Annotated in this window: 29 protein-coding genes and 2 pseudogenes; 30 read left to right on the forward strand and 1 reads right to left on the reverse strand. The window is 65.1% G+C overall.

Annotated elements, in window-relative coordinates:
- Nucleotides 1–129 precede the first annotated feature (129 nt).
- The 27 genes and pseudogenes from ACFSZT_RS15935 (at nucleotide 130) to ACFSZT_RS16065 (ending at nucleotide 20,810) form a co-directional block, all read left to right on the forward strand.
- Nucleotides 130–525: a hypothetical protein gene (locus ACFSZT_RS15935; RefSeq protein WP_377394650.1), complete on the forward strand. Its 396-nt coding sequence runs from the start codon at nucleotides 130–132 to the stop codon at nucleotides 523–525.
- 27 nt (nucleotides 526–552) lie between these two features.
- Nucleotides 553–1,767 (forward strand): IS30 family transposase, encoded by a 1,215-nt coding sequence (locus ACFSZT_RS15940; protein ID WP_377478261.1) that lies wholly within the window; start codon nucleotides 553–555, stop codon nucleotides 1,765–1,767.
- Nucleotides 1,768–2,016: 249 nt separating this feature from the next.
- Nucleotides 2,017–2,394, forward strand: a complete 378-nt coding sequence (locus ACFSZT_RS15945; RefSeq protein WP_112282552.1) for a hypothetical protein — start codon at nucleotides 2,017–2,019, stop codon at nucleotides 2,392–2,394.
- A 345-nt stretch (nucleotides 2,395–2,739) separates the two neighbouring features.
- The gene (locus tag ACFSZT_RS15950) at nucleotides 2,740–3,036 is read left to right on the forward strand and encodes a hypothetical protein (RefSeq protein WP_377393690.1); all 297 of its coding nucleotides are present in this window, start codon (nucleotides 2,740–2,742) and stop codon (nucleotides 3,034–3,036) included.
- Between the two features lie 213 nt (nucleotides 3,037–3,249).
- Entirely contained in the window at nucleotides 3,250–4,254 is a 1,005-nt protein-coding gene (locus ACFSZT_RS15955) for a DUF4192 domain-containing protein (RefSeq protein WP_377393687.1), read from the forward strand.
- 183 nt (nucleotides 4,255–4,437) lie between these two features.
- Complete coding sequence (locus tag ACFSZT_RS15960; protein WP_377393684.1) at nucleotides 4,438–4,998, forward strand: hypothetical protein; 561 nt, start codon at nucleotides 4,438–4,440, stop codon at nucleotides 4,996–4,998.
- Nucleotides 4,995–5,855 carry an ArdC family protein gene (locus ACFSZT_RS15965; RefSeq protein ID WP_377393681.1) on the forward strand — a complete coding sequence of 287 codons (861 nt, stop codon included), beginning with the start codon at nucleotides 4,995–4,997 and terminating at the stop codon, nucleotides 5,853–5,855. Before ACFSZT_RS15960 ends, ACFSZT_RS15965 begins: the two co-directional genes overlap by 4 nt.
- Before the next feature lie 110 nt (nucleotides 5,856–5,965).
- Nucleotides 5,966–6,493, forward strand: coding sequence for a hypothetical protein (locus ACFSZT_RS15970; RefSeq protein WP_112282556.1), 528 nt, complete (start codon nucleotides 5,966–5,968; stop codon nucleotides 6,491–6,493).
- A gap of 87 nt (nucleotides 6,494–6,580) precedes the next feature.
- A complete protein-coding gene (locus ACFSZT_RS15975; RefSeq protein WP_377393677.1) occupies nucleotides 6,581–7,090 on the forward strand; it encodes a hypothetical protein in 510 nt (169 codons plus the stop codon).
- Nucleotides 7,091–7,357: 267 nt separating this feature from the next.
- Complete coding sequence (locus tag ACFSZT_RS15980; RefSeq protein ID WP_377393674.1) at nucleotides 7,358–8,242, forward strand: hypothetical protein; 885 nt, start codon at nucleotides 7,358–7,360, stop codon at nucleotides 8,240–8,242.
- 94 nt (nucleotides 8,243–8,336) lie between these two features.
- Nucleotides 8,337–8,615: a hypothetical protein gene (locus ACFSZT_RS15985; RefSeq protein WP_112282559.1), complete on the forward strand. Its 279-nt coding sequence runs from the start codon at nucleotides 8,337–8,339 to the stop codon at nucleotides 8,613–8,615.
- Nucleotides 8,616–8,687: 72 nt separating this feature from the next.
- Nucleotides 8,688–8,978 carry a hypothetical protein gene (locus ACFSZT_RS15990; RefSeq protein WP_377393671.1) on the forward strand — a complete coding sequence of 97 codons (291 nt, stop codon included), beginning with the start codon at nucleotides 8,688–8,690 and terminating at the stop codon, nucleotides 8,976–8,978.
- 128 nt (nucleotides 8,979–9,106) lie between these two features.
- Nucleotides 9,107–9,997 (forward strand): annotated as a pseudogene (gene dprA / locus ACFSZT_RS15995) (DNA-processing protein DprA); the annotation flags it as partial.
- A gap of 134 nt (nucleotides 9,998–10,131) precedes the next feature.
- The gene (locus ACFSZT_RS16000; protein WP_112282562.1) at nucleotides 10,132–10,458 is read left to right on the forward strand and encodes a hypothetical protein; all 327 of its coding nucleotides are present in this window, start codon (nucleotides 10,132–10,134) and stop codon (nucleotides 10,456–10,458) included.
- 19 nt (nucleotides 10,459–10,477) lie between these two features.
- Complete coding sequence (locus tag ACFSZT_RS16005; RefSeq protein WP_377393668.1) at nucleotides 10,478–11,221, forward strand: hypothetical protein; 744 nt, start codon at nucleotides 10,478–10,480, stop codon at nucleotides 11,219–11,221.
- Between the two features lie 311 nt (nucleotides 11,222–11,532).
- Nucleotides 11,533–11,805: a hypothetical protein gene (locus ACFSZT_RS16010; protein ID WP_112282564.1), complete on the forward strand. Its 273-nt coding sequence runs from the start codon at nucleotides 11,533–11,535 to the stop codon at nucleotides 11,803–11,805.
- 73 nt (nucleotides 11,806–11,878) lie between these two features.
- Nucleotides 11,879–12,699, forward strand: a protein-coding gene (locus ACFSZT_RS16015; protein WP_377478172.1) for an IS5 family transposase whose coding sequence is annotated in 2 segments (ribosomal slippage) — nucleotides 11,879–12,233 and nucleotides 12,233–12,699 — 822 coding nt in all. Because the reading frame shifts where the segments join, the coding sequence is not laid out codon by codon here.
- A 444-nt stretch (nucleotides 12,700–13,143) separates the two neighbouring features.
- Nucleotides 13,144–13,743, forward strand: a complete 600-nt coding sequence (locus tag ACFSZT_RS16020; RefSeq protein ID WP_377396396.1) for a hypothetical protein — start codon at nucleotides 13,144–13,146, stop codon at nucleotides 13,741–13,743.
- A 56-nt stretch (nucleotides 13,744–13,799) separates the two neighbouring features.
- Nucleotides 13,800–14,378: a hypothetical protein gene (locus ACFSZT_RS16025; RefSeq protein ID WP_377396393.1), complete on the forward strand. Its 579-nt coding sequence runs from the start codon at nucleotides 13,800–13,802 to the stop codon at nucleotides 14,376–14,378.
- 140 nt (nucleotides 14,379–14,518) lie between these two features.
- Nucleotides 14,519–15,010 (forward strand): hypothetical protein, encoded by a 492-nt coding sequence (locus ACFSZT_RS16030; protein ID WP_377396390.1) that lies wholly within the window; start codon nucleotides 14,519–14,521, stop codon nucleotides 15,008–15,010.
- Between the two features lie 164 nt (nucleotides 15,011–15,174).
- Nucleotides 15,175–15,402, forward strand: a pseudogene (locus ACFSZT_RS16035) (GntR family transcriptional regulator); the annotation flags it as partial.
- Between the two features lie 24 nt (nucleotides 15,403–15,426).
- Nucleotides 15,427–15,777 (forward strand): hypothetical protein, encoded by a 351-nt coding sequence (locus ACFSZT_RS16040; RefSeq protein WP_377478292.1) that lies wholly within the window; start codon nucleotides 15,427–15,429, stop codon nucleotides 15,775–15,777.
- Complete coding sequence (locus ACFSZT_RS16045; RefSeq protein ID WP_377478399.1) at nucleotides 15,774–16,046, forward strand: AraC-like ligand-binding domain-containing protein; 273 nt, start codon at nucleotides 15,774–15,776, stop codon at nucleotides 16,044–16,046. Before ACFSZT_RS16040 ends, ACFSZT_RS16045 begins: the two co-directional genes overlap by 4 nt.
- A gap of 949 nt (nucleotides 16,047–16,995) precedes the next feature.
- Nucleotides 16,996–17,154, forward strand: a complete 159-nt coding sequence (locus tag ACFSZT_RS16050; protein WP_377396382.1) for a hypothetical protein — start codon at nucleotides 16,996–16,998, stop codon at nucleotides 17,152–17,154.
- 530 nt (nucleotides 17,155–17,684) lie between these two features.
- Nucleotides 17,685–18,329, forward strand: a complete 645-nt coding sequence (locus ACFSZT_RS16055) for a hypothetical protein (protein ID WP_377396379.1) — start codon at nucleotides 17,685–17,687, stop codon at nucleotides 18,327–18,329.
- A 776-nt stretch (nucleotides 18,330–19,105) separates the two neighbouring features.
- Nucleotides 19,106–19,579 (forward strand): hypothetical protein, encoded by a 474-nt coding sequence (locus tag ACFSZT_RS16060; RefSeq protein WP_377396376.1) that lies wholly within the window; start codon nucleotides 19,106–19,108, stop codon nucleotides 19,577–19,579.
- A 244-nt stretch (nucleotides 19,580–19,823) separates the two neighbouring features.
- On the forward strand, nucleotides 19,824–20,810 hold the full coding sequence (locus tag ACFSZT_RS16065) for a hypothetical protein (RefSeq protein ID WP_377396373.1): 987 nt from the start codon (nucleotides 19,824–19,826) through the stop codon (nucleotides 20,808–20,810).
- A 670-nt stretch (nucleotides 20,811–21,480) separates the two neighbouring features.
- On the opposite strand, the gene ACFSZT_RS16070 is transcribed toward ACFSZT_RS16065, so the two are convergent.
- Nucleotides 21,481–22,349, reverse strand: a protein-coding gene (locus ACFSZT_RS16070; RefSeq protein ID WP_377478175.1) for an IS5 family transposase whose coding sequence is annotated in 2 segments (ribosomal slippage) — nucleotides 21,481–21,981 and nucleotides 21,984–22,349 — 867 coding nt in all. Because the reading frame shifts where the segments join, the coding sequence is not laid out codon by codon here.
- A gap of 482 nt (nucleotides 22,350–22,831) precedes the next feature.
- On the opposite strand from ACFSZT_RS16070, the gene ACFSZT_RS16075 reads away from it, so the two are divergent.
- From ACFSZT_RS16075 to ACFSZT_RS16085, 3 genes are all read left to right on the forward strand, one after another.
- Nucleotides 22,832–23,842, forward strand: coding sequence for an ImmA/IrrE family metallo-endopeptidase (locus ACFSZT_RS16075; protein WP_377390418.1), 1,011 nt, complete (start codon nucleotides 22,832–22,834; stop codon nucleotides 23,840–23,842).
- A 144-nt stretch (nucleotides 23,843–23,986) separates the two neighbouring features.
- Entirely contained in the window at nucleotides 23,987–25,012 is a 1,026-nt protein-coding gene (locus ACFSZT_RS16080) for a hypothetical protein (protein WP_377390416.1), read from the forward strand.
- A gap of 625 nt (nucleotides 25,013–25,637) precedes the next feature.
- Complete coding sequence (locus ACFSZT_RS16085) at nucleotides 25,638–26,144, forward strand: hypothetical protein (protein WP_377390414.1); 507 nt, start codon at nucleotides 25,638–25,640, stop codon at nucleotides 26,142–26,144.
- The last annotated feature ends 102 nt before the right edge of the window (nucleotides 26,145–26,246 follow it).

Below are 26,246 nucleotides of genomic sequence, written 5' to 3' on the forward strand. Positions count from 1 at the left end.
GCCACTGAGCAGGCGAGCGGTTCCAACGGTGGTGTCCGTTGCGCGTCGAGGAGACGCGCACGGACACCACCGTTGGAACCGGTCCACTCGGGCATACCCCGAGTCCTCTAAACACGAAGGGAAAGGCAGATGACGTCCAGCGACGTAACAACGGAGGACCTGACGCTCCAGGTTGAGGCCGCAGAACGAGAGTTGGCCAAGTACAAGTCTCGGGTTCGCGATCGCGTGATCAAGGCATACCTTGACCGTGACCTCAATTTCGAAGCAGCCAATGAGGAGCTTGAGGAATTAGGGCTGGAGCCGTTCGAGATCGAGGACGAGGCCTACGGGTGGGTCAAGGTTTCCTGGCCGGTGACGGTGCGGGGAGTTGCGGATCCCGACGAGGCGCGGCGCATAGTGTCCTCAGCGATCGGGGCGTGGCATCAGGCGGCGGATGAGGTGGCACGCACCGTTGCCGGAATGTCCTTCTCGGCCGGGGAGTCAGCCATAGAGGTCGAATACTTTTCGATTCGCCAGACGGCTTAGGTTCAGGGAGTCAGTGCAACACCCGTCATGACGAGGGGTTTTGTGTTGGGGCGTCCTGCGATATCAGTCGAGGTTCAGCGCTCGTTCTGGGAGTGGATCCGTAGAGGCGAGATCATCGACATCGCTGCCGCGGCGGTCGGCGTGTCGAAGACGGTGGGCTGGCGGTGGTTCCGTGAGGCTGGCGGGGTGATGCCGCCACCATGGTGTGAACCCTCTGGCCGCCCCGCTCGCCTGTCGTTCGCCGACCGGGAGGAGATCGCCTGTCGCCGAGCGGCCGGCGAGGGCGTTCGAGCTATTGCGAGGGCGATCGGTAGATCGCCCTCGACCGTCAGCCGCGAGCTGACCCGTGGTACTCGTCGGCCGAAGACCGGTTACCGGGCAAGTGTCGCTCAAGCACTGGCTGACAAGCGTGCTCGTCGTCCCAAGATCGCGTTGCTTCGTCGTGATACCCGGTTGCGCGCCTATGTTGAGCGACAGCTGGTGCTCAAGCACAGTCCCGAGCAGATCAGTCAGCGGTTACTGATCGACTTCCCTGACGATCCGGAGATGCGCGTGTCCCACGAAACGATCTACCAGTCGCTCTACATTCAAGGGCGGGGCGCGCTGAAACGTGAACTGGCGCAATGCTTGCGGACCGGTCGCGCACTGCGCAAGCCTCAGCGCAAGCCCGACCAACGCCGCAGCCGACATGCTGGTGCGGTCTCGATCAGCGAACGGCCTGTCGAAGTCGAGGACCGAGCAGTACCGGGGCACTGGGAGGGAGATCTCATCACCGGGGCCGGAAACGGCTCCGCTATCGGCACGCTCGTCGAACGAGCAACCGGGTTCGTCATGTTGTTGCATTTGCCGCACACGCACAAGGCCCTCGACGTCCAAGAAGCGATGACGACGACAATGTCCAGGCTGCCGGGGACGCTGCGCCGGACGTTGACCTGGGACCAGGGGCAGGAGATGGCCAACCACATCCAGATCGCCGCGGCGACCGACCTGGAGATCTATTTCTGCGACCCGCACTCGCCCTGGCAGCGCGGCACCAACGAGAACACGAATGGCCTTCTTCGGCAGTACTTTCCGAAGTTCACCGACCTGTCCGGCTACCACCCGGACTACCTCGAGTTCGTCGCGGCCGAACTCAACAACCGGCCCCGCAAACGCCTTGGCTGGCGCAGCCCAGCCGAGGCGCTCGATCGGCTACTCTCGCAACCAGACAGCAATCTACCCGGTGTTGCGCTGGCCAGTTGAATCCACCCGGTGTCGGAGTGAACCAATGGGCAAAACAGCATCAGAGTTGAGCGCAAAGGCTGATCGCGCGCTCACGCGAGCGCAGCTCGCCGACCGGCATGAAGCTGAACGTCTGCGGGCATATGTGAAGAACCTGCGCCGAGAGGTGCTTCGAATGCGGCTATTCGAACATGGAAAGGCCATAGGGCGGCACAACGTGACTCTAGCGACCTTTCGCCAGTACCTACGGACTGTCAAGGGAGTATCGTCGTGACGACCGTTGAACCCGAACTTTTCTCGCTGACAGAAGACCAGCGCCGGGACCAGCTACTCAAGAAACTGGCGCGTACTCGGCAAGAGTTGGAGGCGTTCCGTGATGACGTGCGCCAGCGGATCATCGATCGACATGAGCGGGGAGGCTGGTGCCGCCAGGGAACCGAAGATGCCTTGGCGGAGCTGGATCTCGCGCCCTACGAACTTGTGTTCAGCGGCAGGTGCCGTGTCGAGGTGACCTTTACGGTTCGCGACGCGCCAAACGAGGACGTCGCGCACGAGTGGGTGCATAGCGCTATCAACGTGAGAAGCGACGACAGCGACGTCGAGATCGACAACTACGACACCTCCGTTGAAGAGATTGAGCGCGATTAGGTACATAAATGTCGACACCTAACCTTCCTGAATTTCCCGACGAGATCGGCGCCGACGAGTCGGTCGTGTCCTTCTCTATTATTGAGTGCCGAAGCTGTGGTGAGCGGTCGCCGATGGTACGCACGGACCCTTCTGATGGCTCCGACGAACATGCCTGGGACGCCGACCATATACAGCGCACGGGCCACGGCAGGTACTACGTATGGCGATTGTCTCGCCATACATCACGAACCTTTATCTTCTGACGCTTGCGTCAGAGCGTCGCCGGATGGCGACTGCGGCGGGCAACGTTGATTGAGGTGCTGACTTCCCCGAGTGGGGAGGCTGTCCGGAAAGGAGTCGCAAATGAGTTCCGACGACGTGCCGCGTGACGAGCTGGCAAGGGTGACCGCGACGCCGGACGATGTCCCAGCCGAGAAACCGGCTGACCTTATCAAGGTCAAGGACCTCGTAGACGGCGATGAGTTCTCAGTCGACGGCGGTCTGACCTGGTATATCTGTGCGGTCGTCCTTCCCGGGAACGTCGCGGTGTATATCAGTGATCGGCGCGACGACGACGCTCCGACAATTCGCATCGAGGCTGAACCAGAAGCGCTGATCCTCGTGCGACGAGGCTCGACGGCGGCAGGCGCCAAGGGGTAAATCCGCCTACCCCACGGGAGGGCTTCGTTTGTACTTTCAGGGGCGCCGCATTCCGAGGATGCGGCGCCCCTTTCTTGCACGACACATTGACATATTTGTCTCACGGGGCCAAATGCGGCGGCCATCGCATCGCAGGTCGTCGCGCAGGCTGCCCTCTTTTCAACCGACACCGCGCACCGATACCGGTGAGGCGCAGGGGAAGGACAACCAAAAATGACGAAGACAACGGTCCGCACTAACAATGCGGGCGACCTGCTGGCGTCCATCCCGACGCTTGTCGGGTTCGCCCCGGCCAACTCGGTGGTGCTCATCGCGCTCCACGAGAACCGGCTCGGCGTGACCATGCGTGCGGACCTGCCGCCGACCCAGAACAGCGTCTCGTTCGCGCAACAGCTCGCCCATGGCCTGGAAGTTGCCGGAGTCGACGAAGCCATCGACGAGGCTGTCGCGGTGATCGTCGACGACACCCCGCATCGTGACCTCGTCGACCACCTCGTCGAGCAGCTGGCGGTACGAGGGATCATGCTCGAACACGCGTACCACGTCTCAGAGTTCGCTGCAGGTGCCCGCTGGCAGCACATATGCAACGCCGCGTGGCACGGCGTCCTACCCGATCCGAAGGCCACCGTGGCGGCGGCAACGTTGGCCGTCGCTAGCGGCGTGACGAGGGGCAGCCGCGAGCAGATCGAGGAGTCGTTCCGGTCGGACGACGAGGAAGCGATCGGGCGGCGGGCGGCGCTCCTGGACGGACTGGTGGGTCGCCCGCAGCCATCGCTCGAATGGCAGGCCGGCATCGTCCGCGCCGCGCTGCACAGGTCTCTGACCGGGCAGCTCACCCTGTCCGACGAGGACGTTGCCGCGCTGGCGTACGCGTTGACTGACCCCGGGGTGCGGGACGCGTGCCTCGCGACCGCGCTGCCGTCGACATCGCCGCTGGCGCATGCGGCAATGAACTTGTGGCGGGCGTTGACACGGATGACGCCCGCGCCGGAACGGGCCGAGCCTGCCGTCCTGGCCGGGTTCGCCGCGTACATGCAGGGCGACGGGGCGACCGCCACGATCGCACTCGAGGTGGCGCTGGACGCCAACCCGGACCACGTGCTCGCCGGTCTGCTGAGGCACGCCTTGGACACGGGCGTGCCCCCAGATCGCCTCCACCCTCTGGCCAGCGGCCCCTTCTGCGACCCCGGGGCGGTTGCCGCCGACGGTGAGCAGTAGCTCCCGCTCACCAAAATTTGTCCTTCCTTCTCCGAAGGGGGCCAAATTCTCTGGAATTCAGTCCACTTCCCTTTCCCACCAAGGAGATCATCATGCCTTTCTACGCTGTCGGCGCCCGCCGCATGGACGACCGGCCTGACCCCGGCGGCTGGCAGCTCGACGACCCGTCCGGAGGTGAGCGTCGTGTACACCGTTGACACCTGGACGCTCGCCAACGGCATGACCGCCCGCATCGTTCTCGACGAGCACGTCGAGTCGCCCCGCGAGTGGCACACCGTCGCGACTTTGGTCCAGCTCTCCGACGACTACCTCCAGCCGGACGAACCCAACCCACTCGCCGAGGCGCTACCGAGGGCCTGGCGACGCTGCGGCGACCTGGCGCTCGTGGAACGTTGTGCCCGCGCCTACCTCGACGCCGTCGCCATCGATTGCTGGGACGACGCCACGTCGAGCGGCCGCGTCCTCGGCGTGATCACCGCGCCCGACGCGACGCGCGAACAGCTGCCGGACCCGGCGGCCACCCTGCGGGCCGAACTGGACACCTACCGGCAATGGGCCGAAGGTTGCGTCTACGGCGTGATCGGGTCCGCACCCGACGGCCACGACGCAAGCATGTGGGACTGCTACGACAACGACCCACCCGACTTCCCCTACCTGCACCACCTCGCCGACGACCTCGCCGACGACGTTGCCGCGCGGCCTCTCTGCGACACCACGTGCACCGGGGAGGTGACTGCGCCGTGAGCAACGCCGTCTATCAGGTCATCACCGACCGGATCGTCGCCATGCTGGAAGCGGGAACCGCACCGTGGCGCCAACCGTGGCACGCCGCCACCAGCTGGCCGCGCTCGATCCACGGCCACCGCTACCGAGGCATTAACGTGTTCCTCACCCTGGCTGGCGACCACATTTCACCCTACTGGCTCACGCGCAAAGAGATCCGCCGACGAGGCGGCCGCAGACGCGAGGGAGAGCCCGGCACCACTCTGATCTTCTTCAAGAAGATCGAACGGGAAGATCCCGAGACCGGCGAGAAGATCCTCATCCCGATCGCCCGCTACTACCACGTCTGGAATCTCGAACAGGTTGAAGGGATCGACGCACCCGTGTCGGTCGTCGCGCCGCGCGTGCACACCGCCGACGAGCGGCACGCCGCCGCCGAGGCCATCGTCGCGGGCTACAAGGACCGGCCCGAGATCGTCGAGGCTGGCCGCAAAGCCTGCTACCAGCCCGCGCTCGACCGGATCAAGATCCCGCCACGCGCCACCTTCACCTGCCTCGACGGGTACTACGCGACCCTGTTCCACGAATTGGGGCACTCCACGGCACACCCCAGCAGGCTCGACCGACCGATCGGCTACGACTTCGGCTCCCATCCCTATGGGCGCGAGGAACTCATCGCGGAGATGACGGCCGCGTTCCTGGCTGCCGAGTCCGGGATCGAAACCACTGCCGACAACTCCGCCGCCTATTTGTCGTCGTGGATCACCACGATCCGCGAAGACGTGCGCGCCGTCGTGGTCGCCGCCACTGCGGCTCACCGTGCCACTGACCACATCCTCGGCCGCGCTAACGACCACGCCGACCACCAAGCGGCATAACCCGACCCCTCGCGTGCCCGCCGACGACCGCGCCAGGAACCGGTCGTTGGCGGGCACGCGACGTCCGAGTACCGGGCGCACGGGCACCGACGACGAACAGGAACAACATCATGACCGACATCACCGTGCCTCCGATCCCGGCATGGCTGGCCCATCTGCCGACCGTCGGTGGTCTCGTCGTCCCGTGGATCACACCACGTACCGCAGACCGGCGATACCTCTTCGGCTCCGTAGACCGCGATCGTATGGGGCAAGCGCTGCTGCGCCGGTTGTGCGGCGTGTGCGGGCGCCCCCTGGAAGACCGGTTGGTCCTACTCATGCGGCTGTCCGATCTGCCACGGCGATGCACCAACGAACCGGCGCTGCATCCCCAGTGTGCCACCTACACCATCGCGGCTTGCCCGATGGTCGGTGGACGCCGTGACCACTACCGATCCACGCCGCTAATGGTGGACACGACCATAGTGCCGCCGTCGGATTCGGCTGCCCGCCAAGGCGCGCCAGCTGAACCGTGGTTCGCCGTATGGCTGGCCACCTATGCCGTCATCACCGACCACGGCAACCTCGCCGCGTCCTACGCCGCCACCCAGGCACTGCGCATTCGGCCCATCACCTGGCGACTGCCCGGCATCCCGTGACGACCACGGCTAGCCGCACCCACGACACGCAAACCCTGCCGTTCGCGCGCTGTGTGGCGCGCTCGATTCGAGAAAGGTAAACACGCGATGAGTAAAGGCACCCTCGGGCACGAGTGCGGCACTCGCGGCTGTGATCGCATCGGCTGGGGCATCTCGATTATGGTGTCCCGCCCCAGTATCTACCGGTGCGCAGCGTGCCACGAATGCATCGACGCGCTCGCCCCCGAATGGATACCGGGGATGACCGACCGCGACGCCTACGAGGCCCGTAACCGGGCCATCGGGGAAATGGACGCGGCCACCCTGCGCCGGGATGCCGCCCCGATCCTGGCGCGCATCAACGCCGCACGGGAGGCCTATTTCCGGCTGGCCGACCTCATCGGTGCCACGGCCGCCGAGCAGGCTGTCACCGCGATCGTGGAGGCCGGGGACCGGGTGATCGATGTGACGGTGATCAACTGGTGGCGGCCTACCGCTGGCCCGAGTATCACCGCGCGATGGCCCCGGAACCGGCGCGGTACGCGTTCACGCACGCGTGGCCGATCACTGTCAACGGCCTGCGCATCGGCACCGTACGCCGAGTCCTGGTCGGACTAAACGAGCGTTACGTCGCTCACGATCTTGCGGGCGGCTCCATCCGCCCCGACCTTCATGCGGAGGATCAGCCGACCTTCGACTCCCCGCACGAGGCCGCGCAGGCACTCGCCGCCTACACGTCCCGGATGGGCTGGGACGACCAGACCTAAACCACTCACGGGTCCAAATACGGCGGCCCATGCATCGCGGGTCATCGCGCAGGCCTCCCTCATTTCCACCGACTCCGCGCACCGCGCAGGCGTCTTTCGCAGAAAGGCTGACATCCCGATGAGTAGACACACCGACCACGACCCGGTCACGGCCGCGCGTACCCACGCCGACCGCGAACGCGCTCGCGCCGATGCGGCCGGGGGACTCGCCAAGTTGCAAGCCGCCAGCTTAGCGGAAATGGCACGCTATGCGGAGGAGCTGCGCTGCCAGATATCGGACCTCACCACCGACGCGCACACGCTGTGCCGCTGCTCGCCGTATCCCCCAGACGGATTGCGCTACGTCACCGAGCGCATGGCCCGCATGGCTGACACCATGGCGCGCGCGGCGGCCGGCTACGCCCGCGCCCGCGAGAGCGACATGGCCTACCCAACGATCCTGGCTGATCTCGAGGCCCACGGCTGGATCGCACGCCCCGATCACGAGCTCGATGGCATCCTGCCCCCGATCCCTATCACGGAATTGCGCACAGAGAATCGCGGCTACCGGCGCGGCTGGAGCCGGGGAACGCAGACCCTGACGTTGTGGTTCACCGGTCCCTACGCGCTGGCCTATGCGCACGCCAGCGGACGGGGCCGCCTGCACGACACGACCGAGGTTCACGCTGTGATCACCTCGTCACCGGACGGAACGTTGCGCGGTGGTGAGGGCGCGAGGAGTCGCTGCGCGGCCGACCGCGTGCCATTCGACGCCAACTTCACCCAGGTTGCTGAGTACCTGCGCGCCGCTGGTTGGGGCGAGCCACGCAGCGTCGACCGGTGCGACGAACGCGGGATACACCGAGCCAACGGCCGAGGCACAAGCGCGGAATGGCATCGCCCCGGTGACCCCGACTTTCGGCTCAACGTCTGGGGCGTTGATGACGAGCCCGCCCACGTCCGCTACGGGGCGGGGCCGGTCACCGATCTGGGGCATCTCGAACGGATCATTCGCCACCGCTGACCAGGACGCGACGAGCGGAATGGACAACACCGTCCTGCCGCAGCACAGATGACGGAACCAGCAATCAAATCGATCGGATTCGAGGAGACACACTTTGTACACCGGCGACTGCCGAGTACGGCGGATTGACGTCGACTCGGTGCACGAACTCAACCTGGCCATGTTCGACAACATCCGAAAGGCGGGCTCGGCGGGTGCCGCGCTTGTCGAGTACTCCAAGGCGGTGCGCGGCGAGTCAGAAGACTTCCAGACCTTGATCGCCGACCTGATTGGAGATTTGCACCACCTCGCCGACGGTCTCGGCGTCGACATCGATGCCGCGATTGAGTCTGGCCGTGGCTACTACCTCACCGAATCCCAGGGCCAGCGATAGCCCTGTTGCCCATCATCTCAGCGTGGTGCGCGATCCAGCGCCCCCGCCGTTTTCTTTGCTCCAGGAGGACTCGTGTCCGAGGAACGTCTGCGCATCTCGTGGACTTTCATGCAGCAGTTCGAGATGACCACCACGAAGCAAGCACGTCGACTGTTCAGTGTGGAGCCCGCCGCCGAGCAGCGGTTGCCACGTACGGCATGGATCGAAGCGTGCCGACTCCAGGAACTCGTGGAGTCGGCATCTGTAGAGCGCCTCATCGATCTGATCAAGGAACACGCGCACGTGCTTGACGAGGCCATGTGCTTGATCGAGGACGACGAGGCCGAGCACACACGCCGGATCGACAACATCGAGATTGCCTAGCGACGCCGCTGCGAACTTTCACCGGTGCGATTCCCCGGTCCCCCGGAACTGGGGTCTGCGCGACCCGCCACATATTCCTGTCCCTTACCGCGCCCTGACACATGATTGACGCAACTTGAGGAGTCCTCATGAACGACGAGATTCGACGGGCACGGGCGTACCTGCTCCGCGTCGCGGAACCACCGGCTCCGGCCTTGGCGGAGTTCGTCGCCCAACACGGTCCGGCCACGGCCGCCGAGCAGGTCCGGCGGGGCGACGTCCCGGAACCCGTCGCACGCGAGACCGGCGTACGACGCGAACTTACCCTGGCCGACCGGGACCTGGACGAGGCCGAGCGGCTTGGCGCCCGCCTGGTGATCCCCGAAGATGACGAGTGGCCCACCGGACCGCTCGACTCTCTCGACCGGGCCGAACGCTGGGGCGCCGAGGGCATGGCCGCGCCGATCGCCCTGTGGGTGCGCGGGCCCGCGCGGCTGAACGAGGCCGCCGAGCAGGCCGTCGCCATCGTCGGCTCCCGCGCCGCCACCGAGTACGGCGAGCACACCGCCGGTGAGCTGGCCTACGCGCTGGCGGGCCACGGTGTCGCGGTCTTTTCCGGCGCAGCCTACGGAATCGACGGTGCGGCGCACAGAGGGTCCCTCGCCGCGGGCGGGGTCACGGTCGCGGTGCTCGGGTGCGCGCTCGACGCCGGGTATCCGGCGGGTCACGTCGGCCTGCTCAACCGCGCTGCTGAACGCGGGGCGGTTGTGAGTGAGTACCCGCCGGGCACGCCGCCCGCCCGGCACAGGCTGTTGGTTCGCAACCGGTTGCTCGCCGCGTTGACGGCGGGAACCGTTGTGGTTGAGGCGGGTGTGCGCAGCGGAGCCCGCAACACCGCCGCAGCGGCAGCCGCGCTGGACAAGCCGGTGATGGCCGTGCCAGGGCCGATCAGCTCGGCGATGTCGAAGGGCTGCCACGACCTCATCCGTACTGGCACGGCCACCTTGATCACCACTGCCGACCACATCATCGACGCAATCCGCTAACGGCGACCGCGACGACCACGCGGTCTTACCGGGACGGCCCCGGCACGCGCCATGGGAGCGCGTGCCGGGAGCCGTCCTCACATTGGTCGCGTCACTTCATTCATCCGTATGCGAAAAGGAGATTCGTCATGCTCAAATTCGGATACAACCGTGGGCTCCCGGACGGTACCGACACCGCGTGGGGATGCCGTGCCATCGTCGCGCAGGACGGGTTTGTCGATGTGCCCCCGGATCGCACGGACCTCGCCGGTCCGCGCGCCGATGAGTTGCTGTTCCACCTGCAGCACCACGTCGGTCACGCCTGGCGGGAGCGCGCCAGCGAGCTGTTGCGCGCGGGCGACATCGACATCCGCCGTGGGGGCGACGTCACCTTGTACGAAGACCACGCCGTCGTGATCAAAGCCAACACCAACGGCAGCGGCGGCTACCTCTACGTGTGCGCCTACCTACGTTGAGCCGAAGGGAGATCGTCACATGACCACGCGAACCCTGGGCTGCGCCGAGCTATACGGCCGGTTGCGCCACGTCGTCAACCAGACGGGTCCGCAACGGCGAACCCGTCGGTACACCGACGACCTGTTGCCCTCCTACTTCACCGAGGGCGGAGGACCGGCCGACTTGCACGGCCACGTGCTCCACGGCCTCGGCATCACCGCGGACACGGTAGGCCTCAGCACCCTGAACGTCGAGGGAGCCGAGGTCGCCTACCCGGGATTCGGTTTCACACTCACCGAGAAAGCAATCCGCCTCGCCCAGTTCTCCCAGGAATTCGAAGAGACCTGGACCTGGGGTGATGCCGTCGAGACCGCCACACGCCTGGCGCATCAACTCGACGACACCGCGGAGGACTGCAGACTCGGCGACTTTGCACTCCTTGCCGTACTGCGCCACGTCGCCGACCGGCACCCGCCGGAGATGACGCCCCTGCCGGGTTGGCTGCCCTACGACACTCCGCTGTTCATCGACGGGTATCCGACCACGCTTCTGGGGCACGCTGCTGCCGATCTCCACGTGAACGCAGTCGATGCCTCGCGCCTGGGAGAAACCCGAGCCGTCGACCTCTTTCACACCCTCGGGTGGCAGCTCTCGCCCCGCGCCCAAGCGCTGGCCGACACCGTGCAACACCACGAATCCCACGGCGAGAGCTGGCCCAGTGCCGTCACCTCCGCCGAACACACCTTTCTCGACCACCTCGACCGAGGGGAATGGGACCGATGACATCACACAGCTACGACCCCTACCGGCGCGCGATCACGTGCGCCCGCTTCGAACGCGCGGCCGCAGACCGCGACCGCCGAACTCCGCCGCCCACAACCCCGGCGGCGCGCCACCGTGCGGCGCGCGCCCAGCAAGCCCGCCTTGACAATGCCACCGAAATGGCACGCGCACTGCTCGACTTCGACATCGCCATGCGCGCAGGGCAGGCGCTTCCAGCGAACTGGCTCAGGGACACGCACTCGCGGTGAGCCCGCTGCGCTGGCCCTGTTTCTGACGATGCCGTCCCCTTTCCACGATTCGGAGAACGCACCATGACTGACCCTGACAGCGGGCCGCTGAACGGACACAGCCTCATCCGTGATGACGACCTGGCCTTGCTCTGGCTTTCCACCGCCAGCTTCGTGCTCCAGCAGCTCGGAGCCAGCCGCGTGATCATCCCGTCCGACTTCGAGCGCGTGGGGTGCGTGATCGTGCTCGCGCGGCTCTTCACGGAGCACAAGACGGTGCTGCCCGAGTCAGCGGCACCACTGATCGAACTCCTCGCCTCGGCTGCCATCGACCTCATGGAAGTCAGCGGCCACTAAGGGGTCCTAACATAATGACCTTGGGTGTGGTTTGATGCCGTGTCTTGTTGGTCTTCGGTGAGAGGTGGGCTGGGTGGGGCAGCGGCGTCCGTGGGAGGTCGACGACGGTCTGTGGGAACGGATCGAGCCGTTGTTGCCGCAGGTGGAGCGTCGGTTTCGACATCCGGGGCGTAAGCGGTTGGACGACCGCAAGGCGTTGTGCGGGATCATGTTCGTGCTCTATACCGCGATTCCGTGGGAGTTCCTGCCGCAGGAGCTGGGCTATGGGTCGGGCATGACGTGCTGGCGCCGGCTGCGGGACTGGACCGAGGCCGGGGTATGGCAGCGGCTGCACGAGGTACTGCTGGCGGAGTTGCACGCGGCGAACCGGCTGGATTGGTCACGGGCGGCGGTCGATGGATCGCATGTAAGGGCGTTAAAAGGGGGCCGAAAACCGGTCCCAGCCCGGTAGACCGAGCCCGCACTGGGTCCAAGCACCACGTGATCACCGACGGTACCGGCATCCCCTTGGCAGCCACTCTGACCGGTGGGAACCGGCACGACGTCACCCAGCTGATGCCGTTGATCCAGGCGATCCCGCCGGTGCGGGGCCGTCGTGGACGGCCCCGCCGACGACCACGACGGATCTACGCCGACCGCGCCTACGACCACGACAAGTACCGCAAACTCGTCCGTGCCGAGGGAATCACGCCAGTCATCGCCCGCCGCGGCGAGGAACACGGCTCTGGCCTCGGCGTGTACCGGTGGGTCGTCGAGGGCGCGTTCGCCCTGCTGCACTGGTTCCGGCGCCTGCGCATCCGATGGGAGATCCGCGACGACCTCCACGAAGCCTTCCTCACCCTCGGCTGCGCCATCATCTGCTGGCGCCGCCTCAAAGCCCACTCATTGTGTTAGGACCCCTAATTCGTCGCGCATGAGGCTCAAGAAATCTGCAAACCCGCACGCTTCCGCCCGCGCGCAGACGAAGGTCGCCAGTGGCGAGCGCGGAGGTAACGGCTGGTGGACTGATTGGTCGCGCTGGGCGCCCCGCCACCTCGTCCTGATGACGATCCGACGCAATAGCTCGCGACGGCGCTGCGCCCGATCGGAGCTCGCTGCCAGCGACACCCCCGGAAACACCGGTACGCGATCCGCCTCGGCCGCACCCGCTGGCGAACGGACCCGCACGACCATCGACCTCACCATCGGCCCGTACCCCGAGGCGCGCGCCGCCGCTGCCTGACCGAGCTCCGCGCGAGTTCACCCGCCGCGTAACTGCCATCCGGCGCAGGCCCTCGGGACCGAGCCCGCACTCGCTACAGCGCTGAGCAGAGCACGAGAGATACCGCGCTGGCGCTGATGAGCAAACCAATCCACGAAATCTGGAAGAACGAAAGCGGTCTCCTCATGCCCGAAACAACCAACAACGATATGGTGCTGGACCTTTGGCTCGACGTAACCCGCGCTCTGGAAGGCGTCTCGCGGCAAATCGAGTGGGCCGAAGACGAGATACAGCAAGCGATGGAGCGGCACCCCTCAGAGCGTGACATTCTATACCACAGCTTTCCTCTTCTCAATCCGACACACAAGCTCATGGCAACGGAGTTCGTGTACCGATCGCACTGCCAGGAGATCTTGGAACGTCTGGTCACGGGCGCGGACACGCGACCGGGCACGGCCGCCGAGGTGTGCTGCCTCTGCTGCGACATGAGCCTCCGCGCCCCGCTGAGTTCACCAGCCGCCGGTTTGTACCTTCGCATGTGGACCGCGGCATTCCCAGACCACCCAATGTTCGCAGAACCCAGCCAACACCACGAAGCGTTGGAAGGGTCGACGATCGACGACCTGGAGCGGACCGTACGCCGCAAGTTGAGGGTCAAGGACCGGACCCTCACCGATGTCACATGCACCGGTGAACACAACGGCGAGATCGTCCAGTGCAAGTACGCCGGTACATGACGAACCGGATCAGTTCCAGACGGCTCTGGCCGGCCTCCACACAACAAGGAATAGCGATGAACAGTACGACGCTTCCCACACCCCCGCCACGTCCTTACCGCACCATCCGCGGCGAGGCCGCCAAATACCAGGTCACCTACTACGCGTCCAAGAAGGCGCGGGACAAAGGCGCGAAACGTGATGCCGCCAAAGACGGCGACGTCGTCACGTGCGAGTTCTGGAGCGCGGACAATCCCCGCGATGAACTAAACCAGGGCTGGGCATGTGACCGCTCCGAGTACCCCTACTGGCGACGGGAACCGATGAACCCGTCGGACGTGCTGCCGCAGATTCACCAGCAGCTCGACCTCCAGCGAACGGCCTACTACAAGGCAACCCAGGTTGCCGACTACGACCAGCGATGGCGGCTGTGGCGCGTGGCGGACGACGCCAAGCTGCGAATCACGCAGCTGCTCGCGAGGATCTTTCCGCCACATGGCACAGAGCCGTGGTGTAACCACGACCAGCCAACCGCGCACGAACCGCAGAACGCTCAACTGTGCGAGTGCGGGGCGATCCTCGTTGGCGACGAGGTGTACCTGCCGACAGGGCTGCTCGCGCAGGGGGAGCGGAACCCGCAGATAGGTCGGCCATGACTCGTTGACCAGGCAAAACCGCCCGACCGGGCCATCGTAGAGTACGGTGCCCGTTCGCACCTCCAGGGATCTTCTTGGCCCGTTGGCCGGCACTGTACGGTATTGACGCCGGTCACGTGCGCAGCGTCGGAGGGGACGAGGTGGAAGCCCAGGTCAGTCGGCACAAGAAGCGGATGGGTAGTTACCTGACGGTAACTGCGTCTGACGGTACCGAGGTGGCGGGCAACACCCCTGAGAAACTGGCAAAGGCGTGGTCGAGGCACGAGTTCGGAGATCGCTGGGGTGAGCTGTCTGACAAGGAACGGGCCAGCGACATCGCTGAGCGGCTGGACGCGATACAGGCTGCACTCAAGCCTCCCGAGGCGGAGCCGAAAGCCTTCACCGAAGAGCAGAAGGCGATCATCGCCCGACTGAAGAGCTCACGCGCGCAAGTTACGGCGCTGGTTAGCAAGGTCGACAGCCTGAAACAGCGGCTCAGCGAGGAAGAAGCCAAGCTCGACCAGGCACAGAACGAACGGTGGAAAGAGGTCGAATCGGCTCTTCGAGAACAGATTCCACCTGGAGTAATCATAGATTCATCCGGTATCCCGAGCGCAACCTTCTATCGTCGGATCGATAAGCGCCGCGCATGAGCCAAACGCGCCAGCGCAGCGCGGTGACCTCCATCTGGCGGGTATCGGTAGCGGGTGGGGCACATTTGCCATCCGGATCATGCCTCACCGCCGCCGAGCTGGTGGTACTCCTCGGCCGATGGTGGACCGGCGACGACTGAACCGGAGCCGTCAACCTCGCCAAGCGTATCGAATATCTAGTGTGGCATGGGCAGCTCGGTGTCGGCGTGAAATTGCCGTCGCATCGCGACTTGGCGCGCGAGCTGGGACGGGACCGCAAACTCGTCGCCGCCGCCTACGGTCGGCTCCGCGAGAGAGGAATTGTGTTCACCAATCGGACCGGCGGATCCTGGGTCCTGCACCGAGCGCCATCCGAGTTGACCACTGGTTCTCGAATCCGGTCGGTGAGCTGAGACCACGAAACGGGGAGGGACTCCATGACGGCCCGCGCGGAGGTCGACATCGACCAGATCATCGCCGAGGTCGCCGCGGACTACGGGCTCGACTGGGCGGGCCCGCCGCAGTACGTGGTCGATGTGGGCGTACACGTGCTGCGCGACGCGATGCCGCTGCTCAAGCGTGACGCGTTCCCCACCGGCTCGCTGTGGGTTAGGACCTTCACCCAGGCGTTCATCGAGCGGCACGCGCCGAGCACCACTGGACCACCGCCGGGCAGAAGACGGCTCCCTGACCACCCCGGTATCCCCGCAGACGGCCCGGCCGTGCCTCCCGCACGGCCGGGCCGTCGTTCGCATTCGGGACAGAGTCTGTCGCAATCCGGACACTGACGTCCCCGTACACCGGCCACCCCCTTCATTTGCCGCACGCGGACAGCTGCCTGGACGCCCGGGTCAACAGCCGCCGCTTCGGCGAGACCATCTCCCTCTCGGCTGTCACCTATGGCGGCGAGGTCACTGTCGAGTCCGATGAGCCGCGCCCGTTCTTCGCCCTCGTCGTACCGCTGTCCGGGACTGCGCTGCTGCGGCTCGGCGACGACGAGGTCACCGTGTCCGAATACTCCGGCGCGGTCGTGTCCTTGCCGACCGGTTCTGGATGAGCTGTGTCGCCTTGCATCTGATCTGGCGGTTTCTCGCGTGAGGTGGCGGTACGGCTCGCGGATTCTCACCGCAAGTGGCGGGGCGCCGTGGCGCTTCGCTCGGCCAGACGACCGCGCAGAGTGCGGTGCTGTCCCCGTCGGCCTCCCACCGACACAAAGGGGACGATCAGGACCCGCGGCCTCGCAACGAGACGCACCACCTTGCGAGCGACCGAAACCAAGTGACAAGGAGTGACAGATGTCCCATTTCCCTAAATCCCTGATCGGCTTGCTGGAACCGGACGGCCGGACGTTCCGGGCCCGCTTGCCACAGCGACGGCTACCCGACCTGCCAGGTGCCCGCGCTGGGTGTCGCCCTGCACAAGTACTACGACGGCGATCTCGACTGCTTGGCGCAGGACATCCTGCGCCACAACTGGGACTTCATCGCTCCAGACGAGGCGACGTCGACGCCCAGGACTCCGCCCCCGGCAGCAGGGAGGCGCAGCCCTTCGCCGGGGTCGGCTACTACCTCACTGGATTCGACACGGCCCCCTCGATCGGCACCCTCGATGAGAAGGTCGACGGCATGATCACCTGGCTGTACGTCCTGACCGGCAACCAGGTGCGCGTGTTCCACGCCGACGAGCGCTGGCAGCCTTTCGGCGACTTCAGTGTGCGCTGACCTGAAGCGCGTCGATTACGCCGCGCTGGCCCCTCGCGAGGCGGCCGTCTATAAGCGAACCCTCGCCCGCTAGCACTGACGACCCAATCCGCTACAGGATAACGGGGGTAGGTGGCGGATTCTCAGCGAAGGTGGCGGGGCAAGATCGCCCGTATGGTGCCGAGGAGACACGAGAAACAGGTGGGATGATCCGGGCGCGGCGGAAGGGTTCGAGGCGGTGTTCGTCGCTGAGGACGGCGTCGAGCAGCGCGTGCCGTGGGCCTTCATCGCGTGCCATGGGCCTACATGCGGGACGTGCTGGCCGAGCTGGGTCGCGCGGCGCTGTCGTTCCCGTCGTACCGCAGCCAGCGGAACTACCCGGGCTGGTACTGGTCGGCCACGATGGGCGGCCGGATCGGGTTCGTGTCGTGGGTGGAGCGGGACCACCTGGTTGCGCTTATCTGAGGTGAGAATTGGTCTGAGTAATTCGTACGCCGAGGGCGTGTCGAGCCAGCCCGAGCGTCACCGCCGTGTGTGAGCTCAATTCTTGTGCGACCCAGGATGAGGTCATATCTTCACGGGTGTGAATCTCGTCTGATTGTAGGGTCTCGCCACGTGTGAAATGTCGATCTTGTGCGACCTGCGGCTTCTCGGTTGTCTCACGACGATGTCACCCAAGATCAGTCTCCGGCGCGTGTCAGTTCCGCGGCCACGCGGGCTTGTCATGGCGCCACCGAGTGCCTTTGACCTATTCCTCGGCTACCACACCGAAATTTCATCATGATCAGTCTCAAATGCGTGCAATTTCTGGCCCCAATATGGCTTCTCGCCCTTCAGGCCCAGCGCGCTGGCCGGCGAAGTCTCAGCCGGATGGCGCGTCGGGGTCAATCGGGTCGAGAAAAGGCCAGCAGCGGGATGAGACAAGTGGCAGTGACAGCTCTCCCTGCGGGTAAACGCAGGCAAGACACGTTCGGCACGCTCGACGCTGCGGCGGTATGATCTATTCACTGAAATGCCACAATGGAGAGCCGATGACTTCTTGGTTGGTCGAATGGCGATTGCGGAGGGCCGCCGCACCACACCTGGGGCCCGCGCGTCGCGACCTGGCCCAGCAGGTGGCGACGTGGGCCGAGGCACTCGACAGTGTGTTGAGCCCGCTGCTGGCGTCCGATCGGGCTCACGTGCTGGCGGCTATGCATGAGCCCGCTGACGAACTGGAGCCGGACACCTACATGGCGACGTTCACCGACGAACTCGACACCGCGTTGGGTCGGCTGCCGGAGTCCGATCGAGCTCAAGTGCTGGCGGCCATGCATCAGCCTGCTCGCGAACTGAAACCGGACATCCTGATCATGGTACCCCGATGCCTGGTGCACGTGGCCCGTCCAGGAGGCTTCGATTGCTATGCGATCACATGGTCGGCTAGAGCGGATTTCCCGACAGCATCCGAGGCGACCGGAGCCATGCATGAACAACTTGACGTTGATGCCTTTTGTCGCGCCGTACTGAAACTACGGAGGCGCAGTCAGAAAGCTCAGCGCGCTGATCAAACTCGGATGCGACGTACGTCGCATCGAACCCACCGATATCGACAAGAGTTTCGCCATCGTCTTCACTCTTTTCGATGGCCGCGTGCTTGAACGCGTCATCTACCGATGACAAATCCGCCAGCAAAATGAAGCACCCGTGGCCAGTTCGTCGACACCCGGAGACAAACAGCGAGCATCCAACACAAGCGATAACTGAATCTCCTTTAGCGTAATGCGATTCTCACCATGATGTCGTATACGACATCGGTACGAGATCACCCGTGAGATTACGACATCGCCCGTGAGACCCTACACTGATCGAATATTTATTGGCGGAGAGCCATTTTTATAGGTGGCGAGTTCTCTGAAGATCAGCTTCGGCACGCCGCGAACTTGGTAGGGATCCCGGGGAGGCTGCTCAGTGCAGCAGCGACCGCGGCATGGCGCGCCTCTCGGCATGGGACGCCGCGGCGCCAGGCGTGCGCCTGTCGACGAGGAAGAACATCTCGCGCTCGCTGACCTGCGTCCTTGCTTGCTGTCTTAGTTGGCAATAGCTGGCTGCTGGACTGTCATGGGAGCCGAGCGATTCGCGAGTCGAGCACGTGCAAGACTAACCTCTTGTGGTTGCCTGGGACATCGATGGTCTACTGCAGCGGTTCGACCAACGTGCAGACTGCTCTTCGACCGCCAAGCTTAGCGCGTTCCTCGGCGAGACGATCACGCTCGACGTTTTGATACACGCGCTCCGCGGTAAGGGCCAGAAAGTCGAACGGTTGCCGGGGGTGCCCACCCGACGCCAGACGCGGTCCACACTTCTCCTCTGGCCGCAAGCAGCGAGTACACGGTCCCACTCTGCGCGACGCGGCGCCCAGGATCTTGACACGTGGATGTGGCTGGACGGCAAACAACTCATGGCGACCGAGTGCAAGCATTGGTCCTCATGCTCGCGCGGATTCGTCACCGTCGGAAATGTCGAAGCTGCAGCCCTGCGCGCGTGGGAGCTGCTGCAGGAACACCTTGGCCAAGACGTGTGGACCGAAACCAACAAGATCAGCATTCCCCTTTGTCCACCGGTCGACCCTCCGTGGGGGACAGACGAGCACGCCGCTGCGAAGATCATGCGCTCGCCGCGGAGGATGCTTGCGATTTGGGCGCCTATCTCGGAAGACGGCGTCAGCTTCTTTTCAAGGACCACGACTCCTGGTGATATCGCTGGAATGCCAGTACAAGTTCGGATCGAAGTCTTCTCCGTCTCGCTCTATCTACGCCACCTACAAGGTCACGGAATAACGCGCCTCCCGAGCGGGCTTCCCGACATCGACGACACGCTAGCAGCCATCGACGCGATGACTATTCGCTGACAACAGACAGCGTTGCTCCCCTCGCAACCTCTTCCGGCCCACCACATTCTGGCCTCCACAAATATCGTAGCTAACGGACTCGCCGCGACGTCGGCTCGCGCCCTGCCTTGCCAACGCGTCGGAGACGTCTGCAGCGCAGAGCAACGAGTGGGTCACGATGGATAACAACGGCTTTGCATCCTGCGACGTGACCGTTGAGAAACGGTCAATTGGCCGTGGAGGGTGTGCTGCACAGGTAGGCCTGGTGAGGGTTGAGCTGAGGAGGCGGGTCATCTCCGCGTTTGACGAGATACGAGACCTCGGGCATCTGGGCCGCGAGTGCCTGAAGTTGATCAATAAGCTGACTCGGGAAGAAGTCGCGCGGTTCCCTGCGCTCACGCCGGAGGCTGGTTGGCAGCCGACAGACTTGGAAGATCTGGTCGGGAAATTCCTCACTGAGCGTTTGGAGAAGGTCACAACCAACCTACTAGCCCTGGCCACTGACGATGCCTCGGTGGGTCGGCTACTGCGGAAGTCGATCCGCTACTGGTTAATCGATCAGGCTCGTCAGACTGCTGTCGGGGCTGTCCGGCGCGCGGTGGAGAAGGTCTTGGCCGATGAGGAGGGTTTCGAGCTGGTACCTTCAGGCGAACTGGGTGCAGGCCGATGGCGGCTGGCTGGCACGGCAGTAGTGCCTTGGTCAGGTGCCGTGGGCGGTCTCGTGGCGGCGGCTCGTGCCGTGCCGAATGTCAAGATCCCGAAATGGTCGAGTACGACGCGCCGCCGTCCGATGGCGAACCGAGCATCCATCGCGGCGGTGATACGTGCGGTGCTGACGGCAGCGGAGGGTTCATTGGAGGTCGCCCAGTTGGTCGAGGTGTTTGTCGCTCGGTTTCCGGTGGTTCTTGATCCGGCAACTGTCCCACTCCCGGACGCTGTGGAGTTCGACGCTCCCGACGGAGCAACGTTGACTCCGGAGGAGCAGGTGATCGCGATCGAGGAGGAGGTCGATCTCGCGGCGAGCGCGGTAAGTGTCGTGGCGATGCTGTCTCCCCAGGAGCGCGAAATCGTGCGTCGTTTCGGTGATATCCCCGCAATCCGGGCTCTGGTCGACTGCGGCCGGACCCAGGCGTATCACCAGGTGAAGCGGCTGCGGGAGAAGCTCTCGCAACTTATCGGAGACAGCGACGATGTGCGCGCAATCGGGCTGGAGGTGATCCGGCTGTGTGGCGGCCCGGCAAGCGAGGAATGATCATCTGCGTGTCCGGACACCTTCCGGGTTGTGACGTCAGGTCTTGGTGGCGACCTACTCGGTCGAGTGATGCGGGAGGACACCATGAGTGACCCTGACGTGCCACAGAGGTTGCTTGGTCTTGCTGAGCAAGCTAGGCCGCGGGCACTAACCGGCGCGGGCCTTCGAGAGCGATTCGGCGAACCGGGCGAGGCGCAGATTCACGCAGGTCAGGTATGGCGGGCACGGTGGGGTCAGGTCAGCGTCCTGGTGCTGGTCTTGACCGTTGAGGACCGCGAGGTCTTGGCTGCGCCGGTGACGGTTGATCCACCAGTTGAAGACAGTCATTGTCTGGTGGTGGATGGTTCGTCCACCGCGTTCGGAGTCGATGCGACGGTGTGGGCTGCCCTGACCGTGTCGGTGCCTATCCGAGTGCTGGATCGGGTGATAGACACATGGAGCGGCGAGATTGCTCACTGGGCCTCGGCGACGACGCAGGGGCGGTCGGAGCCGGCGCCAGCGGGCACGCGGCACGGTCATGGGGGTGAGTCGGAGCTTGATCCTGTCGCGTCGTTCCGGGCGGAGCTTGCGGATGACGTGGAATCGTTGCAGCAGGCCCCAGGGCTGCCTGCGGAGGCCCCAGGAGCGGCAACGCCGGACCTGGCCTCGTTGCTAGGTCGTGTCCTGCAATTCATCGTAGCCAGAGGATGATGGCGGCGATGGTGAGTTCTGCCTGGTAGTAGGCGGCGCGTTTGGCGTAGCGGGTGGCTAGGTCGCGGAACTGTTTGAGCCGGTTGAAGCAGCGTTCGACGACGTTGCGCTGCTTGTACAACTCGGCGTCGAAGGCGGGCGGGCGTCCGCCCCGTGAGCCGTGCGCGGCGCGGCGGGCGATTTGGTCGTCGCGTTCGGGGCTGACGAACCGGATCCGGCGTTGTCGCAGGGCGTGGCGGGTCGAGGGGTGCGAATAGGCCTTGTCCGCGATCACCACCTCGGGACGGCGGCGTGGGCGGCCAGGCCCGGTGCGAGCGACACGGATCCCGTCCAGCAGCGGCACCAATTGTGGATTGTCACCAGCCTGCCCCGGGGTGAGCACAACCCGCATGGGCAGCCCGCGTCCCTCGACCACGAGGTGGATCTTGGTGCTCAATCCGCCGCGGGAACGTCCGAGTCCTTCGCCGTCGACCGCGATCGCCTCGATGGCGGGCGTGCAGCCCCCTTTTTCCGGGCTCCCGCAGCATGCTGGTGAGCCCGGACCACCGAGGAATCGACACTGATCACCCACTCCACGTCCCCGACAGCGTCGTCTTTGACGATCACCTCGTCCAGAATCCGCTGCCAGGTACCGTCCTTGGTCCACAACCGCAGCCGCTCATGGGCGGTCTTCCACGGCCCATACCGTTCGGGCAGATCACGCCAGGGCGCGCCGGTCCGAAGCTTCCACAGAATCGCATTGATCACCTGCCGGTGATCCCGCCACCGCCGCCCCGGCCCCGACACCGCCGGCAGCAGCGGCTCAATCCGCGCCCAGGCCCGATCCGTCAACTCACCCCGACCAACCACGGACAAGATCAAACCCCATCCGCAGCTAGATCATTTACAGGACACGCCCTAGGCGATCAGATGGATCTCGCGTTGTTGTGTTCTTCGCTGGGTATGCGTCAACAGGAGGTAATGAAACTTCTCAGAGGCAAGGTCCCGTTGACACCCGAACAGGTCAACACCATTGCGCGAGTCACTGGCTTGGCCGCGGAGGAGATCGCACAGACGGTGCGCCCCTTGCCGTTCGGCCTCGTGGTCACTGCGGAGCATCCTCGATGGCGACGCGTCTGGCACGAGCGAGCTCGTCGACAGCACATCAGTGAGGCGGAGGCCCGGCTCTCGGGAAGCTACGGGACTTTCGCCCTCGCTGCGCGGGAGACTGGCGGTAAGGAGCGAAACTGGGACGAGAGGCTTCGGCGCTTTCTGTCCGACGAGGAACTCGGCCCAGGCGGTGCGTGATGCGAGGCCGGTTCGCAGAAGAGGCCGTTGGTCAAGCCGAGGCCATGATCGCCGTGGTTGAGCGGCTCCACCCCGGCGCGCTGGTCGCGCTGCGGGAGAATCCCCTGGATGAGCTGGCGAACTGGCCGGATGTCGTTGTCGAGCTGGTTCCTGAAGGAAACGACGGTGGTCGGTGCTCGGTTGCTGGCAGCTACCGGGACGACACAGAACCACCTACCCTCGTGGTCGGCGCGTCCCGGTCACATCGGCGCCGTGGATTCACCGGGCTCCACGAGCTTGGCCACCACCTTCAGCAAACCGATCCGGACCTGGGGCAGCGCCTATTCGCTTACCAGGACTCCGAGACATTCGAAGACGCCGCGTGTGACGCCTTCGCAGCTGGGGTCCTCCTTCCTGACGATCGCGTCCGGGGCGTCATCGACGTTCCAGGACCAACGGCACCCGCCGTCGTCGAGTTGTTTCATAGCTCACGGGCATCTCGTGAGGCATGCTGTGTCCGTGCCGCCGAGTACCTGACGGGCGGTGGCGTCGTCGCACTGCTCGACGCGACCGGCACCGCGATCTTCGCCGCGCCGCGAGGAATGCTCCCGCCTGCGAGAGGCTCTGACCAATCCGCCACCCCGCTGATTGCCGCAGCGCTGCACGCCTCGGCCACGGTCGAACGCGACAACACCTTCGTCGCGTTCCGCAACGGCTCCACCAGCGACAGCCTGTACGGACAAGCGACCTGGTACGACCAGGATTACCTAGTCGCGGTACTCGTCTTGGACAACGCCGCGTGGCGTCCCTTCGCGCCACCGCGACCGGACACGGCTCGCTCCCGCTTCGGCTCATGGTGGACCTGCGAGACCGAGACCTGCATTGAGACCTTCCGGATCATCGAGCCGGCCTGCACACGCTGCCGTACCCCTCAGTGCCCCAACGGTCACTGCCGGTGCACATCCGCCCGCGCGCAGAAGGATCGCCAATGCGATACCTGCTTCCTCAAGTGGCCGCCCTCACGCTTCGACGGCAACAGCGCAACCTGCCGCACCTGCGTCGAGGAATTGATCTAGCACGCGGAAGCCTCCCGGTGTACCGGCATCCGGACGATTCACACGGTGTGACGTCAGACAGGGGTGAGCCGCCAACCTGCGGCTCACCCAGCCCTGGCTGGGTGACACGGCGTCCCCGACGCCCAACCCCGAGCGAGTACACGAATGGGTTACACCGAAGACGCACTTAACGAGATCCGCGGCCAGATCGATGCGCACGCGGAGCCCTTGGCCGAGGCACGTACTCGGCTGGCACTGGTCCGTTCTGCGGCCGAAACGTTCCCCGGAGCGCTCCGTACCTATCGGAGCGGTTCTCTACCGCAGCACACCTTCATCCATCCAGTCGGCGACGGCGATGGCGGGCTCGTGCTCGACCGTCGCGTCTATCCCGACCTCGGCCCCGAAGGCGGCGGTGAAACCCCATCAAAGATCACCGAGGACCTGTGTGCACTGCTTGGCCCGGCGGTGCGCGAGGTGTACCCGAAAGCCCGCTGCAGCACGTCCAAGCGCGGTCCGAAGATCTCCTTCGGTCAGCCCATTGACGACCAGGACCCCACCGTAGACCTGGTTGTGGCGTTGACCCGCAAAGAGGGTTCGGGCCTGTGGATCCCGAACCTTAAGGCGAACACTTGGGAGGCATCGCACCCCGAGCGCCACGTCGAACTGTTCACCGCCGGCAGCCAGTCGCTGCGCCGCACCCGCCGCCGCGTGGTCCGCCTGCTCAAGGCATGGAACAAGCAATACAACCAGCCCGGCTTCTCCTCCCACAACCTCACGGTTTGGGCCTGGGAGTTCATCACGCCCGGCATGGGAGTGGCGACGGCGTTGAAGTCCGTGCTGGCCAGCGCTGCCGCCCGCGTCGATGCTGGCCAGGCTACCCCCGATCCGGCAGGAGTATCGCCCAACGTGAAACTGCTGGTGCCGCGCTCGACCGCGGCCAAGCGGCTCAGCACGGCAACCAATGCGGTCACCGAAGCTCTGGAGCACGACGATGACCGAGACGCGGTGCTCTCCGCCCTGTCCCGCGTCTTCTACAACTACGTTGACGATCCGACGCCCAGCGGTTTGGCAGGCAAGGTCGCTGCCCTGCGCCGCAACATCCCAGTGGCTACGGCCACCCTGGGGCTGAGCGGCCCGTCTAGCCTGGTACGTCCCACACGGGCATACGGCACCGCGGAGCCCGTGGAGTGAGGCGCGCACCAGCGTGGCGAATACCGGCCTGGTACGCCAGGCCGGCCCCGCGCGTCCTCTTCCAGCGCCAGCTCGCCGCGTGCGGCCTCGCGGTGCACATGGTGCGCCCACCACGACGTCATCGAGGCGGCTTCGCCCTCGCCGTCCAACTGTGTATCCCTGACGTGCCGGACCAGACAGTTACGGTTGTCTTCGGCCCGGCAGCGCCCACCGTCCCGCACGTCTACACGGACCGACCGTCAGACTCTCCCCACCGGTACTCGGATGGCTCACTCTGCATGTGGTACCCCGGCGACCCGGCAGAACAGCGATGGACCCGCGGGAACGGACCAGTGGCACTTCTCGGACACATCGTGGCTCACCTCCTCCGTGAAGAATGGTGGCACCTCACTGGCGAGTGGCCCGGCGAAGAAGCCCGGCACCGTCTCACGCCCATCACGACAAGCAGGACCGACGCAGAGGCCGCATGACACACAGCCCAATCACGCCCACGCCGCCGAGCCCGACATTCAACGCCAGCTGGCCCGCAACAGGCCCAACCGACGTGACCGCCATGACGGTAACCGCCAGCACACCGACGCCTGGTCAGGGCGGAGCCACGTCAACCTCAGTGTGTGGCCCTGGCGTGCTGGTGACCGCAGTGTTATCCGGTGCGTTTCTCGCCGCCCTCATCACCGCAGCCATCAATATCTGGCTGGCCCGCAGGAGAACCCGCGAAGAGGAACGCAACCGGATCCATACCACCTTCGCCGAAGCGTTCGCGGCATACACCGCCTACAAGGAGTTCCCCTACGCTATCCGGCGGCGCCGCGCCGACACCCCCGGCGAAGAACGCATTAGACTGTCCGAAGCGCTCCGCGAAATACAAGCAAGCCTTGCCTATCACCTTGCCTGGACCGCCGCTGAATCCGAACAAGTCGGGAAGGCATACGCCGAGTTGGTAAAGCAGGTTCGAAGCACAGCCGGGAATGCAATGCATGAAGCGTGGGATGCGCCGGCGAACGACTCCGATAGTGCGATGAACATCCCTGCAATGCTTGTCGACCTCAGCGAATTGACGACACGCGAGGCTGCGTATATCGACGCCGTGCGCAGTCACCTTCGGAAGCTCGCTCCGTGGTGGGCGCGATAAGCGAGTTCAGTTGCACCCCTGGGGGAATCTCGTTCTGGCACCCGCGATATCCAATCCTGTAAAAGCGCAAGTCGCACGGTCTCGTCCAGCACAAACGAGCCA

The organism is Prauserella oleivorans, assembly GCF_042685745.1.
GTDB lineage: Bacteria > Actinomycetota > Actinomycetes > Mycobacteriales > Pseudonocardiaceae > Prauserella_A > Prauserella_A oleivorans.

Excerpts from the sequence above, each read along its gene's own strand:
- ACFSZT_RS16000 (WP_112282562.1), top strand. The coding sequence starts at position 10,132 with ATGCTCAAATTCGGATACAACCGTGGGCTCCCGGACGGTACCGACACC.
- ACFSZT_RS16055 (WP_377396379.1), top strand. The coding sequence starts at position 17,685 with ATGATCTATTCACTGAAATGCCACAATGGAGAGCCGATGACTTCTTGG.
- ACFSZT_RS15975 (WP_377393677.1), top strand. The coding sequence starts at position 6,581 with ATGAGTAAAGGCACCCTCGGGCACGAGTGCGGCACTCGCGGCTGTGAT.
- ACFSZT_RS16025 (WP_377396393.1), top strand. The coding sequence starts at position 13,800 with ATGAACAGTACGACGCTTCCCACACCCCCGCCACGTCCTTACCGCACC.
- ACFSZT_RS16080 (WP_377390416.1), top strand. The coding sequence starts at position 23,987 with ATGGGTTACACCGAAGACGCACTTAACGAGATCCGCGGCCAGATCGAT.
- ACFSZT_RS15950 (WP_377393690.1), top strand. The coding sequence starts at position 2,740 with ATGAGTTCCGACGACGTGCCGCGTGACGAGCTGGCAAGGGTGACCGCG.
- ACFSZT_RS16075 (WP_377390418.1), top strand. The coding sequence starts at position 22,832 with ATGATCGCCGTGGTTGAGCGGCTCCACCCCGGCGCGCTGGTCGCGCTG.
- ACFSZT_RS15940 (WP_377478261.1), top strand. The coding sequence starts at position 553 with ATGACGAGGGGTTTTGTGTTGGGGCGTCCTGCGATATCAGTCGAGGTT.
- ACFSZT_RS16050 (WP_377396382.1), top strand. The coding sequence starts at position 16,996 with ATGCGGGACGTGCTGGCCGAGCTGGGTCGCGCGGCGCTGTCGTTCCCG.
- ACFSZT_RS15935 (WP_377394650.1), top strand. The coding sequence starts at position 130 with ATGACGTCCAGCGACGTAACAACGGAGGACCTGACGCTCCAGGTTGAG.
- ACFSZT_RS16010 (WP_112282564.1), top strand. The coding sequence starts at position 11,533 with ATGACTGACCCTGACAGCGGGCCGCTGAACGGACACAGCCTCATCCGT.
- ACFSZT_RS16005 (WP_377393668.1), top strand. The coding sequence starts at position 10,478 with ATGACCACGCGAACCCTGGGCTGCGCCGAGCTATACGGCCGGTTGCGC.
- ACFSZT_RS16060 (WP_377396376.1), top strand. The coding sequence starts at position 19,106 with ATGTGGCTGGACGGCAAACAACTCATGGCGACCGAGTGCAAGCATTGG.
- ACFSZT_RS16020 (WP_377396396.1), top strand. The coding sequence starts at position 13,144 with ATGAGCAAACCAATCCACGAAATCTGGAAGAACGAAAGCGGTCTCCTC.
- ACFSZT_RS15980 (WP_377393674.1), top strand. The coding sequence starts at position 7,358 with ATGAGTAGACACACCGACCACGACCCGGTCACGGCCGCGCGTACCCAC.
- ACFSZT_RS16040 (WP_377478292.1), top strand. The coding sequence starts at position 15,427 with ATGACGGCCCGCGCGGAGGTCGACATCGACCAGATCATCGCCGAGGTC.
- ACFSZT_RS15955 (WP_377393687.1), top strand. The coding sequence starts at position 3,250 with ATGACGAAGACAACGGTCCGCACTAACAATGCGGGCGACCTGCTGGCG.
- ACFSZT_RS15970 (WP_112282556.1), top strand. The coding sequence starts at position 5,966 with ATGACCGACATCACCGTGCCTCCGATCCCGGCATGGCTGGCCCATCTG.